Annotated in this window: 12 protein-coding genes; 3 read left to right on the forward strand and 9 right to left on the reverse strand. The window is 66.3% G+C overall.

Translation table 11 applies throughout. The features are described 5' to 3' along the window. Nucleotides 1-65: 65 nt before the first annotated feature. Together ACIA12_RS13905 and ACIA12_RS13910 are read right to left on the reverse strand one after the other, a co-directional pair. Nucleotides 66-317, reverse strand: a complete 252-nt coding sequence (locus tag ACIA12_RS13905) for a hypothetical protein (RefSeq protein WP_396367329.1) — start codon at nt 315-317, stop codon at nt 66-68. Between the two features lie 13 nt (nt 318-330). Further along, nucleotides 331-2,040 (reverse strand): sodium:solute symporter family protein, encoded by a 1,710-nt coding sequence (locus tag ACIA12_RS13910; RefSeq protein ID WP_396367330.1) that lies wholly within the window; start codon nt 2,038-2,040, stop codon nt 331-333. Nucleotides 2,041-2,189: 149 nt separating this feature from the next. Here ACIA12_RS13910 and ACIA12_RS13915 point away from each other — a divergent pair, with 149 nt between their 5' ends. Both ACIA12_RS13915 and ACIA12_RS13920 read left to right on the forward strand, forming a co-directional pair. Next, nucleotides 2,190-3,320, forward strand: a complete 1,131-nt coding sequence (locus ACIA12_RS13915) for a sensor histidine kinase (RefSeq protein ID WP_396367331.1) — start codon at nt 2,190-2,192, stop codon at nt 3,318-3,320. After that, nucleotides 3,313-3,957, forward strand: a complete 645-nt coding sequence (locus tag ACIA12_RS13920) for a response regulator (RefSeq protein ID WP_396367332.1) — start codon at nt 3,313-3,315, stop codon at nt 3,955-3,957. The genes ACIA12_RS13915 and ACIA12_RS13920 overlap by 8 nt, the downstream gene beginning before the upstream one ends. A 202-nt stretch (nt 3,958-4,159) precedes the next feature. On the opposite strand, the gene ACIA12_RS13925 is transcribed toward ACIA12_RS13920, so the two are convergent. Both ACIA12_RS13925 and ACIA12_RS13930 read right to left on the reverse strand, forming a co-directional pair. After that, entirely contained in the window at nt 4,160-5,185 is a 1,026-nt protein-coding gene (locus ACIA12_RS13925; RefSeq protein WP_396367333.1) for an endonuclease/exonuclease/phosphatase family protein, read from the reverse strand. 157 nt (nt 5,186-5,342) lie between these two features. Continuing rightward, nucleotides 5,343-5,522, reverse strand: a complete 180-nt coding sequence (locus ACIA12_RS13930) for a YegP family protein (protein WP_363824452.1) — start codon at nt 5,520-5,522, stop codon at nt 5,343-5,345. Nucleotides 5,523-5,642: 120 nt separating this feature from the next. On the opposite strand from ACIA12_RS13930, the gene ACIA12_RS13935 reads away from it, so the two are divergent. Beyond that, nucleotides 5,643-6,716: a carboxymuconolactone decarboxylase family protein gene (locus ACIA12_RS13935; RefSeq protein WP_396367335.1), complete on the forward strand. Its 1,074-nt coding sequence runs from the start codon at nt 5,643-5,645 to the stop codon at nt 6,714-6,716. Here the strand turns inward: ACIA12_RS13935 and ACIA12_RS13940 are convergent. The 5 genes from ACIA12_RS13940 to ACIA12_RS13960 all read right to left on the reverse strand — a co-directional run bounded on the left by ACIA12_RS13940 (nt 6,713) and on the right by ACIA12_RS13960 (nt 13,836). Continuing rightward, on the reverse strand, nt 6,713-7,735 hold the full coding sequence (locus ACIA12_RS13940; protein WP_396367336.1) for an ABC transporter substrate-binding protein: 1,023 nt from the start codon (nt 7,733-7,735) through the stop codon (nt 6,713-6,715). The genes ACIA12_RS13935 and ACIA12_RS13940 overlap by 4 nt on opposite strands. A gap of 71 nt (nt 7,736-7,806) precedes the next feature. Then, a complete protein-coding gene (locus ACIA12_RS13945; RefSeq protein WP_396367337.1) occupies nt 7,807-10,110 on the reverse strand; it encodes a glycosyl hydrolase family 95 catalytic domain-containing protein in 2,304 nt (767 codons plus the stop codon). An 81-nt stretch (nt 10,111-10,191) separates the two neighbouring features. Next, a complete protein-coding gene (locus ACIA12_RS13950) occupies nt 10,192-11,853 on the reverse strand; it encodes an ABC transporter substrate-binding protein (protein ID WP_396367338.1) in 1,662 nt (553 codons plus the stop codon). A gap of 28 nt (nt 11,854-11,881) precedes the next feature. After that, nucleotides 11,882-12,838 (reverse strand): carbohydrate ABC transporter permease, encoded by a 957-nt coding sequence (locus tag ACIA12_RS13955; RefSeq protein ID WP_396367339.1) that lies wholly within the window; start codon nt 12,836-12,838, stop codon nt 11,882-11,884. Continuing rightward, a complete protein-coding gene (locus tag ACIA12_RS13960) occupies nt 12,835-13,836 on the reverse strand; it encodes an ABC transporter permease (RefSeq protein WP_396367340.1) in 1,002 nt (333 codons plus the stop codon). The genes ACIA12_RS13955 and ACIA12_RS13960 overlap by 4 nt, the downstream gene beginning before the upstream one ends. Nucleotides 13,837-13,887 lie beyond the last annotated feature (51 nt).

Raw genomic sequence — 13,887 nt, forward strand, 5'->3', positions numbered from 1 at the left:
ATCCCACGTCAGGGGGAAGGACCACCGGCACCACTGGTCCTACAACGACCAGTGGTGCCGAAGGGTCACTCGCTTGTTTCGTCCACCTTCCCGACCGGTACGACGATCGGCCGCAGCCGGGCCCACGCGATGAAGATCGCCGCGAAGACGAGCATCGCGATGCCGCCCCACAGGTTGATGTTGATGCCGTCGGCCTTGTCCACCTCGGACTGCTTCGCGATGATGCCGAGGATCGTCAGCACCACCCCGTAGATCGCGATCAGCGCCGCGATCACCACCCGGATGTCGAACGCTCCGGCCTTCTTCTTCTCTGCCATCTGTCCGCCCCTCTCAGCCGAAGACGATGTTCAGCACGACGACCATCGCCAGCGATATGCCGGCCAGCACGGTCGGCTTGCGGTACCAGCCGTGGTCGCCTTCCTGCGCGACCTCGGTCCGGTCCTCCTTCGGGGTCAGCGAGTACACCAGCCCCTTGAGTTCCTCGTCGGTCTTCGGTCTTGTCATCAGGCTGACCACGATGCTGAGCAGGACGTCCACCACGAAGGCCGCGCCCGCGCCGACGAAGCTCGCGCCCTGGCCCGGGAGGGTGATCACGCCGTTCTCGGACAGCACGAAGACCACGATCGCCGTCGCGGTGCCGCTGACCAGACCGACCCAGCCCGCGGTCGCCGTCATCCGCTTCCAGAACATGCCGAGGATGAAGGTGGCGAACAGCGGGGCGTTGAAGAACGAGAACAGCTGTTGCAGGTAGTCCATCAGGTTGCTGTAGCCGGAGGCGATCGCCGCCGTGCCGATCGCGACGATGGTGCCGCCGACGGTCGCCCAGCGGCCGAGCCGCAGGTAGAACGCGTCGTCGCGGTCCTTGACGATGTACCGCTCGACCAGGTCGTAGGTGAAGACCGTGTTGAACGAGCTCAGGTTCGCCGCCATACCGGCCATGAACGAGGCCAGCAGACCGGTGATGGCCAGGCCGAGCATGCCGTTGGGCAGCAGGTCGCGCATCAGCAGCAGCAACGCGTCGTTGTAGGTCACCGAACCGCTGCCGTCGGCCTTGAACTTCTGCAGCTCCGGGACCGCGACGGCGGCGATCATGCCGGGGATGATCACGATGAACGGGACGAACATCTTCGGGAACGAGCCGATGATCGGCGTCCGCCGGGCCGCCGACATGTTCTTGCTGGCCAGCGCCCGCTGGACCTCGACGAAGTTCGTCGTCCAGTAACCGAAGGACAGGACGAAGCCTAGGCCGAACACCAGACCGACCACGGACAGCCAGTCGGAGGTGAAGCCGCTCAGCTGATTGCCGGGCCAGGCGTGGATCTGCTCGGAGCCGCCCTTCGGCGACGCGGTGACCTTGTCGACCAGCCCTTGCCAGCCACCGACCTTGTGCAGGCCGATGATGGTCAGCGGCAGCAGCGCGGCCACGATCACGAAGAACTGCAGCACCTCGTTGTAGATGGCGGCCGACAGCCCGCCCAGCGTGATGTAGCTGAGCACGATCACGGCGGCGAGGATCGTCGACAGCCAGATCGGCCAGCCGAGCAGCACGTTGACGATGGTGGCCAGCAGGAACAGGTTCACGCCCGCGATCAGTACCTGAGCCAGGGCGAAGCTGATCGCGTTCACCAGGTGGGCGGGTTTGCCGAACCGGCGCAGCATGAACTCCGGCACGCTGCGCACCTTGGAACCGTAGTAGAACGGCATCATCACGACGCCGAGGAAGAGCATCGCCGGGATGGCGCCGATCCAGAAGTAGTGCACGGTCGGCATCCCGTACTGCGCGCCGTTGGCCGACATGCCCATGATCTCGATCGCGCCCAGGTTGGCCGAGATGAACGCCAGGCCGGTCACCCAGGCGGGCAGTGATCGCCCGGAGAGAAAGAAGTCGAGGCTGTTCGAGACCGCGCGTTTGGCGAGGTATCCGATGCCGAGGACGAAGGTGAAGTACAACGCGATGATGATGTAGTCGATCGCTGTGGCATCCAGCCGCAGAATCGAGTCCTGCGTAATCACAAGCCGGTCCTCCGCATCGTCGGTCATGACGCTTGTAACTCTTGGTGACGCTACCGGTGAGGAACGTTACTCTCCTAGCCGACACTGGAACACCGGCCGCGCCGGGCATTTGCTCCATCCCGATCTCCATCCCAGGATGGATCGAAACCTGGCCCGCGTCTCCTACTGTCGGGGTGGTGAACACGAGGGCGATCTTCGGGGAGACCGGCTGGCTCGGGCGGGCGATGACGTCGGCCGTGTCGATCGGCGTACTGGCGACGGCGCGGCCTGAGCAGCGGTGGGTCTGGGTGGTGCTCGGAGCTGGGCTGGTCGCCTTCCTCGCCGGTACCTTCCTGATGAACTGGCGGCCGTACTGGGCGCTCGGGTTCCTCGCGTACGCCTCGATCAGCTCGGCGTTCGTCACCGGCGTCTCCGGGTCCAACGCGCTCGTCCTGGTGCTCGTCCCGCTCACCGATGTCGCCGTGATGGCGCATCCGTGGCGCAATCGGCCGATCATCGCGGTCGGCCTCGGTTGCGCCGGCGCGGTTGCCGTCTCCGCCTGGTGGTGGGATCGCTCGACCAGCTGGTACCTCACCCAGTTGATGTGGATCGCGATCCTGGTCGCGTTCGGGCTCAACCGCCGGCAGTACGAAGTACAGGCTCGTCAGACCGCGCAATTGCTCGAGCAGACCCAGCTAGCGCAACAGGAGCACGCCCGAGCCGCGGCCCTGGACGAACGGGGGCGAATCGCGCGCGACCTCCACGACGTACTCGCTCACTCACTGGGCGCCCTGACCGTCCAACTAGAACTAGCCGAAGCCCTCCTGGCCGACCGCAACGACACGGCCGGTGCCTTACACCGAGTACGCCGCTCCCGCCGCCTCGCCGTCCAGGGCCTGGTCGAAGCCCGCTCAGCCGTAGCCGCCCTCCGCTCCGACGAAGCGCCGGCGCTACCCGAGGCGCTAGCTGCGTTGGCCGAACAACACGAAAAGGACCACCAGACAGGGGTGGCTATGACCACATCCGGTACTCCCCGCCCGATCGCCTCGGGCATCACCGTCGCACTCCTCGGCGCCGCCCGCGAGGCTCTGACCAACGCCGGCAAGCACGCGCCCGCTCAACCGATCGACGTCCAACTCAGCTACGGCGGCAGCCTCCAACTGACCATCCGCAACCTGATGGCCGAAAGCAAGCCGAGTGCCGGACCTATCGGATACGGGTTCGGGTTGGCTGGGATGCAGGAGCGGTTGGCCTTGGTCGGTGGCAGCCTGGAGGCCGGACCGGACGGCAACGGCTGGCTGGTCGTCGCGGAGGTGGCAGATGCCTGAGCAGTTGGTGCGGGTGGTGGTTGCGGATGATCAGCAGGTGGTGCGTGAGGGGCTGGTGGCTCTGCTCGGGCTGATCGATGGGGTGGAGGTGGTAGGCGCGGCCGGCAACGGGGTGCAGGCGATCGAGCTTGTTGCTGGGGGCAACGTGGATGTGGTGCTGATGGACCTGCGGATGCCGGTGCTCGACGGGGTGAAGGCGACGGCACGGATCACCGCGGAGTACCCAGAGGCTGCTGTCCTGGTGTTGACGACCTATGCGGACGACGAGTCGATCGCGCTGGCACTGCGGGCCGGGGCACGCGGGTACCTGACCAAGGACGCGGGCCGGGTGGAGATCGGAGCGGCGCTGCATGCGACGGCTGCCGGCCAGTCGACGTTCGACCCAGAGGTCTCCCGCAAACTGATCGCAGGCCTGAACCCCAAGCCGGCCCCTCGTAACGACGGCCTGACCGCCCGGGAAAGCGAAGTCCTGAAGCTGATAGCCCGCGGCCTCAGCAACACCGAGATCGCCAACCTGCTCTTCATCGGCGAAACCACCGTCAAAACCCACATCAACAACACCTTCGCCAAGATAGGCGCCCGCCACCGAGCCGAAGCAGTCCGCTACGCCTACCACCACGGCCTAGCCGAAACCTGACACCCCTCACCAGCACCGGCAGGGTCCGTGCCCGTCACCACTAGCGGGTTATCGGGCCGCTAACGCGCTACATCATGCCAGTGGCACCAAAACCTGCCAGCCGCCGCGGAAACCTCGTCGAGGTGTCGATCAAGCGAGATGATTCGCTGGCAGGTCTGACGGGCAGCGGGCCGGCGGGGTACGTGCCCGGCTGGGGCGGCCGTCAGATGCGGAGTTCGGCGACGACTGGGCGGTGGTCGCTGCCGGTGGGGTTCATGACCCAGGCCTTGGTGGGGGTGACGCCTCGGACGAGGATGTGGTCGATTCTGGCCATCGGGAAGTTGGCGGGCCAGGTGAAGCCGAAGCCGAAGCCGGCGGCGCCCTGGGCTGAGCGGAGGCCGTAGGTCAACGGCGCGAGGCTGCGGTCGTTGGCGGTGCCGTTGAAGTCGCCCATCACGATCACGCCGGCGACCTTCTCCTGGGCGATCTGCTGGCCGAGTTGCTTGATCGTCTTGTTGCGCTGGTCAGAGGTGAATCCGCTGGCGCCGACCCGGACCGACGCGAGGTGCGCGACGTACACGGCGACCTTGCCTTCAGGAGTTGCGACCTCGGCCCGCAGTGCGCGGGTCCAGGCGAAGCCGACGTCGACCGACTCGCTCTCCTCGACCGGGAACTTCGACCAGAGCGCGACCGTGCCCCGCGCGACCACATGCGGATACGTCTTCGCGAAGGCCGCCTTGTAGACCTTCAAATCCGCAGATGTGATCTCCTCCAGCGCCACAATGTCCGCATCCGCGGTGAGCAGATCAGCCGCCGTCTGCTCCGGATCCTTGTTCGCCGCGTCCACGTTGTGCGACAACACCCGTACGTCGTACGCGCCACCGCCCTTGCCCGGAACCAGCGCGTTCCCGAACATCATTCCCCAGATCAGCGTCGGCACCAGCAGCGCGACCCCGGCAGTGGCCGAGCGACGGACGATCGCCGCGATGGCGAGCACCGGGATCGCCAGCCCCACCCAGGGCAGGAAGGTGTCGACCAGGCTGCCGAGGTTGCCGAACGAGTTCGGGATCCGCCGGTGCAACAGCAGCGGCAACGCGGTCAGGATCGCCAGTACCGCGATCAACCAGCCACGACGCCACTTGCCGCCCTTGCGCTCCCGTCGCGCGGCGGTACGCGAAGAGCCGGCGCCCGGTTTGCGGCGGCCGGTTCCGGGCTTGCGGCGGTTGGGCAGTGTCTGGCGGTCGGACATGGGTCGATTCTGGCCCACGCCCGCCCCGGACCAAAGCCCGGGCGACCCCGATCATCCCGACGGCGGAGCTATTTCATCCCTTGGTACCAGCGCGCCGTCCGAAGGTACCGGCCCAGACCCGTTGCCTGAAGCAACAGGTCTGGGCGCGAGACCACCGTCAGCTCTGGTCGTCCACCACCGCGTCGGCGGCGTTCTTCTTCACCGACGCGACCCCGTTCAGCGCGGAGTCCTTGCTCTTGTACCCCTCGGAACTCGCGATGATCTGCCCGTTCGGCGCCTTCAGCCGGAACCGGTACTCGCCTCGCGCGTCCTTGTAGACCTCGAACTTGGCCGCCACGATCCACCCTCTCTGGTCACGGGTCGTCCTACGCCTGACTATCGCCGACAGCGCCCGGGCGTTACCGCGAATCGCCGCGACTTCTGGCGTGGGACCCTCCAGGCACTGACAATGCGGGTTATGCGTGAGGACACGACTACAGAGCCGTTCGTCGTACGGCGTACCGGGCTCGGCACGACGTTGTCCATCCTGTACTTCGGTGCGCTGCTCGTCGCCCTCGAGATCCTGCTCACCGTCGGCGCCGTCGCGTGGGCCGTGTTCAACGACTCGCCGATGCGCACACCACTGGAGGCGATCTGGCTGTCCTGGGGCGGAGCGCCGCTGATCTTCGGGATCGGACTGCCGATCCTCATCCTGGTCGGCGCGATCACCACCGCCGAGTCACGGCGCGAATCCGACTCCGACGACGTCCTGCTGTGTCTCGACAACGACCGCGTCTACCTCGGTGGCGACCAGCCGCAGACGCTGCCGTGGGGCGAGGTCCACGGCATCTGCCGGGTCGAGCGGCACTGGGACCATGGCGAAGACGGCGAAGGCTGGGACCCGTACCTGGTCGTCATCACCCATCCCGAGGCCGGCAGTCCGAAGTCCTGGCCCGTCGCGGCAGTGGCCTGGCACCAAAGCGATCATGGGCAAACCGCTCGACTTCGACGCCCTGCTCGCGGCGGTCAAGCGATATGCGCCACACATCCCCGTCACCGACCGCGGCCGCGTCCCGGAGTAAGCCTTCGACCGCCTACCGTGCGAAGCATGACTGAATCCTTCGCGCCCGCTCCGAGCATCGACAGCCCCCAGGAGAAGGCCCGGTACGACCGTGGCGCCGCCGTACTGAACGCGGTCGACGGCGGCGCGGCCCCCGCTGTGATGGAGGCACTGGCCGACATCGCGCCGGACCTGGCTCACCACATCGTCGCCTTCGGTTTCGGCGACATGTACGCGCGCGCAGGCCTCGAGCCCAAGCAACGGCAGCTCGTGACGCTGGGAATCCTGACCGCTCTCGGCGGCTGCGAGCCGCAACTGGAGGTGCACGTCAGGACCTCGCTCAACGTCGGCCTGACCCCGACCGAGATCGTCGAGGCCCTCATCCACGCGGCCGGCTACTGCGGTTTTCCGAAGGCGCTGAACGCGATCTTCACCGCCAAGAAGGTGTTCGCCGCCCACGGACTGCTGCCCGTGGGCGGCGAAACGAGCTAGCTCTGCCCGCCGAGCAGCTTCTCCAGGTCGGCCAGCGTGGCCATCGCGCCGATCGGGCCGAGGCCGAGGAACCAGACCTCGTCGTTGACCCGCGCCACCTTGCCGGCCTTGACCGCCGGCAGTGCCTTCCAGATCGCCCCGCCGACGACCTGGTTCTCCTTGGTACCGGTCGCGGGCCCGAAGCTGGAGTAGAAGATCCAGTCGCCGTCGGCCTTGCCGATGTTCTCCTCGGAGACCTCCACGGCCAGGTCCTGGACGTCCTGCACCTTCGGCCGCGGCAGCCCGATGTCCTTCAGGATCACGCCGATGAACGACAGGTTGCCGTACAGCCGGATCTCGCCCGGCCGGAACCGGACCAGCGAGATCGTCGGCGAGCCGGAGATCTTGCCCTTCACCTCGGTCGCGCGCTTCTGGTAGTCGTTCAGCACCTGGACCGCCTTGGTCTCCTCGCCGACCGCCTCGGAGACCAGCAGGAAGTCCTCCTTCCACGGGAACCCGGGCCGGATGCTGAAGACCGTCGGCGCGATCGCGCTGAGCTTGCCGTACAGGTCGTTCGCACGCAGTTTGCTGCCCAGGATCAGGTCCGGCTTCAGCGCGGCGATCGCCTCGAGGTTCAGCTCGCTGACGTTGCCGACCGTCTTGATGCCCTGCGCCTTGTCGGCCAGATAGCTCGGTACGCCGGTCTGCCCGGAGTTGGTCGCCATCCCGACCGGCGTGATGCCCAGCGCGAGCACGTCGTCCAGCTCGCCGCTGTCCAGCACGACGACCCGCTCGGGCTTCTTCTCGATCCTGGTCTCGCCGAGCGCGTGCTTGACCGTCCGCGGGAAGACCCCCGGCTGCGCGTCCGAGCCGAGCTTGGCGGTCTCCGCGTCGGCGGTGGAGAACAGCCGCCCACCGGTCGCCACGTCCGTGTCACCGACGCCGGTGTCCGCCGACTTCTTGTCGTTGCTGCCGCACCCGGCCAGCACAACGGTCAACATCACCGCGCCGGCGACCAGGCGCCGAGCCGTTCCACTCACAGGCTTTCCTATCTCTCTCAAGCAGTTGGGGCTTGATTGAGATTACAACAACTTTGGATAGGCAATCCTAATCAGAGCTCGACGGTCTCTCCTGCTGACATGGAGATCTCAACGGCGCCCCGGTCGGCGACACGTACGGTGAAGGTGCCTGCCACCTCCGCTGTCGCCACCACCTTCTGTACCTGTTCGCTCGCCCAGGTCACGTCGAAAGCGAGCCCGCCGCGAGCCCTCAACCCGGTGTACGAGCCGTCCGGCCACTCAGCCGGCAGCGCAGGTAGGAGATGAATCACGTCGGTATGGCTCTGGATCAGCAGTTCGGCGATGGCCGCCGTCAGCCCGAAGTTGGCGTCGATCTGGAAGATGTCGCCGTCGCGGTGGAGCAGGTTGCCCGAGACGAGCCGGCTCGTGTAGTCACGCAGTACGGCGGCCGCCTTCTCGGGCTCGAAGAGCCTTCCCCACAAGGCGATCAGCCACGCGCTGGTCCACCCGCCGGCAGGGCGGCCTGACGTCCGTACTGCGAGTGAAGCGCGAACGGCCGACGCCCACTCCGGCGTACCGGCCGGATCGATTTGTGCGCCTGGGTAGAGGCCGTAGAGGTGCGACTGGTGCCGGTGGTCGAACTCGGATGGCGGCCAGTCGGTCTGCCACTCCATCAGCCGGCCGTCATCGGCGATCCCGATCGACGGCAACCGCAGTACCGCGGCCTGCCCCCGCGCGGCGAGGTCGCTCGACAACCCGAGCGCGGCCTCCGCCTCGACGACGTTGGCGACCAGCTCGCGGATCAGCCAGTTGTCGTACGTCGTGGTCAGGTCGACCGACGCCTTCTCGCCCGTCGGCGCGTAGAAGTGGTGCTCGGGCGCGGTCGACGGGACGAACTGAAGCCGCCCCTCGCCGTCCTCGACGAGCATCGAGAGGACGAACTCCGCCGCACCGAGCAGCACCGGATACGCCTTGTCGCGGAGGAAGTCGACGTCGGGGTGGAAGCGGTGGTGCTCCATCAGATGCGCGGAGAGCCAGACGCCACAAGTGGCCGCCATCGACCAGACGGGATCGTCACCGCCGTCGCCGACCGGCCAGCTCGCCATCCAGATGTCCGAGTTGTGGTGGGAGACCCAGCCGGGTGCGTCGTACAGGATGCGGGCGGTCTCGGAGCCGGACTCGGCCAGGCCGGTGAGCAGATCGGTCAGCGGGTCGAAGCACTCGCGCAGGCCGGTGACGTCGGCGGGCCAGTAGTTCATCTGGGTGTTGATGTTGTTGGTCCAGTCGCTCGCCCACATCGGGCGGCGGTCCTCGTTCCAGATGCCCTGCAGGTTCGCGGCCTGCGTACCGGGCCGGGAGGATGCCATCAACAGGTAGCGCCCGAAGCTGAAGATGAGCGCGCTCAGTCCAGGGTCGGTACCGCCGGCAGCGACCGCTTTGACGCGTTCGTCGGTGGGCAGGTCGACCGGCTCGCCGAGGGTCAGGCCGGCCCTGTCGTACAGGGTGATGTGGTCGTCGAGATGCCGCTGCTTGAGCTTGCCGAGATCGACGGCATCGAGCAGATTGGTTGCCTTCCGCAACGCCGCGGCTGGGTCTGCGCCTGGTGCTGCCGACCAGCCTTGGAAAGTACTTGCTGCTGACAACAGAACGGTCAGGCTGTCGGCGCCTCGAACACTCAGCCCCGCTTCACCAGCAGTCACCGTTCCGCCGGTGGCGAAGGCGCGCAGGGCGACACCGAAGCGGATCCCCCGCCCTTCCTCGTAACGGATCGGGTCGGGGCTGGTCCGGTACTCGATGGTGAGGTCGGACGGGGCATGCCCGACCATCGTCGCCGTCTCCCCCGAACCATCGAGGGTGATCGGGTGCTGACTCGTCAGCGCAAGATCGACATCGATCGAGCCGGGCTGGTCGGCCTCGATCGTCCACACCATCACCTGATCCGGCGTCGACACATAGGTCTCGCGGTGGAAGCGCACATCGCCGCGGGTGTAGTCGACCGCGACGATCCCAGTCCGCAGGTCCAGAGACCGCCGGTACTCCGCCCCCTCGCCGGCCGAGTCGCCTGCAGTCCCGGCCTCGCCTGGCACCGTGATCAGCAGGTCTCCGAGCGGTTGGAAGGATTCGACCAGCGGCCCCTGCAGCGCACGCGATCGCTCGGACGCGGCGTACCGGTCGCCCTCCTCGAGCAGCAGGCGGCGGATGTCGGCCAGCACCTCCGGCCCGTCCGTCACCGCCAGCTTGCGGGCGCCCGCACCCGACCAGACGTCGTCGAGGTTCAGCGCGATCCGCTCGTCGGCGACCCGCCCGAACACCTTCGCGCCGAGATGCCCGTTGCCGACCGGCAACGCCTCGAACCAGTCCGGCGCGGGGGTACGGAACCACAGTTCGTGCGACATACAGCAATGATCCTTAAAGACAGAGGGACGGCCGTACCGGGAGCTGGACGGAGCTCCCGGTACGGCCGGAGGGGGGACCGGTTACTTGCTGCCGGCCTTGTACTTGTCGTACGCCTGCTGGTTGATCTCCAGGAAGCGCGGCATGCCGGTGCTGTCCAGACCCTTCACGTACGCGTCCCAGTCGGTGTCCAGGTTCTTCGAACCGGTGATGAACGCCAGCTGGTTCTGGGTGACGTAGTTGTTCAGGTTCGTCTGCAGCGTGGCCAGCTCACCGCTCAGGCTCGGGTCCGGCCAGACGACGGCCTGCGGGAACACCTGCGCCCGGTCACCGTGCTTGTCGTACTCCTGCGTTGCCTGGAACAACCGCCGCTCGTAGCCCGCGCCGGTGTAGATGTCCAGCGGCGTGACCTGAGCGTTCCGGAACGCGAGAACGTTGTGGTACTGGGCCAGTGCGCCCCAGCTGATGTTCTTCGGCGGGTTCTGGATCGGCTTGTAGAGCGGCTTGGTGTTCTTGTCGAGCGCGACCTCACCCGGAGCGGGCTTGGTCCAGCCGACGCCCTCAGGACCGTTGTTGGTGATGATCTGGCCCTCGTCGGTGAAGATGTAGTCCAGCATCTTGATCGCCGCGACCTGGGCCTCCTTGCTGGCCTTGTTGGTCAGCATGAAGGTGTAGTTGAGCGTCGGCAGGTACTGCTCGCCGGAGTAGCTCTTCCCGTTCGGGCCGGTCAGCGGCGGGACTGCGTCGTACTGCTTGTCCCGGCCGTCCTTGGAGTCGGACTGGACGAAGATGTACGGGTGCAGCATCGAGGCGGAGCCGATCCTGACCGCCTTCGGGTCGTTGCCCTGCGCCTGCAGCGCGGCCGCGTTCTGGGTGAACGCACCCTGGTCGATCAGGCCTTCCTTGTAGAGGGAGGCGATGAACTTCAGCCCCTCCTTCCACTCCGGGCTGGTCAGCGGGGTGACGACCTTGTCGCCGTTCAGGGTGATGAGTCCCTGGACGCCGTTGTTCGCGCCGACCGGCGGGTAGGCGTAGGCGCCCATCAGGTACGAGATCAGGGTGCCGTCCTGGGTGTCCGCGGTCAGCGGGATCTCGTCGGCCTTGCCGTTGCCGTTCGGGTCCTGGGTCTTGAAGGCCTTGAGGACCGTGCGCAGCTCCTCGGGGGTCTTCGGCTGCTGCAGGCCGAGCTTCTTCAGCCAGGTCGAGTTCATCCACAGCTTGTTCGGGAAGCTGCAGTGGTAGCAGTCGGCCCACTGCGGCAGCGCGTAGATGTGCCCGTCGGGAGTGGTCGACTCCTCCTTGTACGCCTTGTTCTCGTCCAGGAACTTCTGGATGTTCGGGGCGTTGTCCTTGATCAGCTGCTCGAGCGGGACCGCGACGCCCTGCTGGCCGAGCTTCAGCACCTCGGCCTTGCTGAAGCCGTCGACCCAGGGGATCAGGAAGTACAGGTCCGGGTAGTCGCCGCTGGCCAGCGAGATCTGCCGCTTCTCCTTGGCCGGACCGGCGTCGAACGTGGTGGTCTGCCAGCGGAACTGGAGCTTGAACTTGTCACTCATGATCTTGGTCACCGAGTTGGTGTCCAGGTTCATCGTCTGGTCGGCCGGCGTGAAGACATCGATGATGGTCTTGCCGTCGGCCGACGTCTCGTTGGCAGCTCCGTCGGATTTGTCGGAGCTGCACGCAGCCAGGGTGGCGAGCAGGCCGGCCGCGAGGAGCGCGGTGGCCGTGCGCACGGATGAGCGCATTGCGGTGTTTCCTTTCTGGATGGGCTTTTCAGCCCTTGACTGCGCCGACCATGACGCCCTTGGTGAAGTGGCGGGCGACGAAGGGATAGATGACCAGTACGGGCAGGCTCGAGATGACGATGAGCGCGTACTTCAAAACGTTGGCCAGCTGTTGCTGTTCGAGCTGCTGGGCCAGGTTGGTGGTAGTGGTCGACCCGGAGAGCGTGTTCAGGATCAGCACGTTGCGCAGCACGATCTGCAACGGGTAGAGGCCTGGGTCCTTCAGGTAGATCAGGGCGTCGAAGTAGCTGTTCCACTGGAAGATCGCGTACATCAAGGCGATCACGGCGATCACCGGCTTGGACAACGGCAGCACGATCGACCAGAGGAAGCGCAGGTCGCTGGCCCCGTCGATGGTGGCCGCCTCGTAGAGCTCGTCGGGGATCGTCGAGCGGAAGAAGGTACGGGCGATGATGACCTGCCAGACGCCGATCGCGCTCGGGATCACCATCGCCCAGCGGGTGTTCAGCATGCCCAGGTCCTGGACCACCAGGTAGGTGGGGATCAGGCCGCCGGAGAACAGCATGGTGAAGATCAGCGCGCTCATGATCACGTTGCGGCCGAAGAAGGTCCGGCGCGACAGCGGATAGGCGATCGCGATCGTCAGCGTGACGCTGATCAGCGTGCCGCCGATCGCGTAGATGAACGAGTTCAGGTAGCCCTTCATGATGAGGGGATCGCTGAAGGCTTCCTGGTACGCCTTGATGCTCGGCTCGATCGGCCAGAGCAGCACCCGGCCGCCGCTGACCGCCGACGCGCTGCTGAACGAGTTGGCGACGATGTAGATCAGCGGTACCGCGACCACGATCAGCGCCAGCCAGAGCATGATCTTGACGCCGACGAGGAAGATCTTGTCCGTGCGGGTCTCCTCGATCGCGGTCCGCTGCGACCCGTGGGAGCCCGGCCGCCGGCCGGTCCGCCGGATTCCTTCCAGAGTGACGCTCATGACCACAGTCCGTTCCCGGTGATCCGCTTGGCGACGAAGTTCACGATCACCAGCAGGACGAGGTTGATGACGGAGTTGAACAGCCCGATCGCGGTCGCCATCGAGAAGTCGGCGTTCAGCAGGCCGGTCTTGTAGACATAGGTCGCGATGATCTCGGACTGGGACGCGTTCAGCGGGTTCTGCAGCAGGTAGGCCTTCTCGAACCCGATCGACATGATGTTGCCGACGCCGAGGATCAAGATGATCACCGCGGTCGGCATGATGCCGGGCAGGTCCACGTTCCGGATCCGCTGCAGCCGGCTGGCGCCGTCGATCCGGGCCGACTCGTGCAGCGCCGGGTCGATCCCGGCCAGCGCGGCCAGGTAGATCACCGCGGAGTACCCGGTGGTCTGCCAGACGTCGGACCAGACGTAGATGTGCCGGAAGTAGTCCGGCTTGCCCAGGAAGTCGACCTTCGGGATCCCGAACAGCCCGATCGCGTCGTTCACGAAGCCGAGCTGCGGCGAGAGCACCAGGATCGTCATCGAGACGACGACCACGGTCGAGATGAAGTACGGCGCGTAGGTGACGAGCTGGACCGTCTTCTTGAAGACGCCGACCCGGATCTCGTTCAGCGCGATCGCCAGCACGATCGGGATCGGGAAGCTGGCCAGCACGGTGTAGGCGGCCAGGAAGAACGTGTTCTTCACCAGGGTCCAGAACACCGGGTTCTGGAAGAACAGTTCGAAGTTCCGGAAGCCGATCCACGGGCTGCCCCACGGCCCCTTGATCGGGCTGTAGTCCTTGAACGCGATCACCGCGTTCGAGATCGGGATGTACTTGAAGATCACGAAGTACGCGAGCGGAACGACGATCAGCAGGTAGAGCTGCCAGTGCCGGCGGAAACTGCGCCGCGCCTCGGTCCAGTGGCTCGGCCGCGCGATCTTCCGTGGCGTACTCACCGCCTGTTCCAGCGCCGGCGCCGTCGGCGCCGGTTTCACCTCGATCGTTCCGCTCACACCTGCGTCCCTTCGGTGTTGCCGCACTGATTGTGACGATCCACTGACTTC

The sequence above is a fragment of the Kribbella sp. NPDC051620 genome (genome assembly GCF_044453825.1).
In the GTDB taxonomy this organism is placed as follows: Bacteria; Actinomycetota; Actinomycetes; order Propionibacteriales; family Kribbellaceae; genus Kribbella.

Coding starts and splice junctions, on each gene's coding strand:
- ACIA12_RS13905 (WP_396367329.1), bottom strand. CDS start 317: ATGGCAGAGAAGAAGAAGGCCGGAGCGTTCGACATCCGGGTGGTGATC.
- ACIA12_RS13910 (WP_396367330.1), bottom strand. CDS start 2,040: ATGACCGACGATGCGGAGGACCGGCTTGTGATTACGCAGGACTCGATT.
- ACIA12_RS13920 (WP_396367332.1), top strand. CDS start 3,313: ATGCCTGAGCAGTTGGTGCGGGTGGTGGTTGCGGATGATCAGCAGGTG.
- ACIA12_RS13925 (WP_396367333.1), bottom strand. CDS start 5,185: ATGTCCGACCGCCAGACACTGCCCAACCGCCGCAAGCCCGGAACCGGC.
- ACIA12_RS13935 (WP_396367335.1), top strand. CDS start 5,643: ATGCGTGAGGACACGACTACAGAGCCGTTCGTCGTACGGCGTACCGGG.
- ACIA12_RS13945 (WP_396367337.1), bottom strand. CDS start 10,110: ATGTCGCACGAACTGTGGTTCCGTACCCCCGCGCCGGACTGGTTCGAG.
- ACIA12_RS13950 (WP_396367338.1), bottom strand. CDS start 11,853: ATGCGCTCATCCGTGCGCACGGCCACCGCGCTCCTCGCGGCCGGCCTG.
- ACIA12_RS13955 (WP_396367339.1), bottom strand. CDS start 12,838: ATGAGCGTCACTCTGGAAGGAATCCGGCGGACCGGCCGGCGGCCGGGC.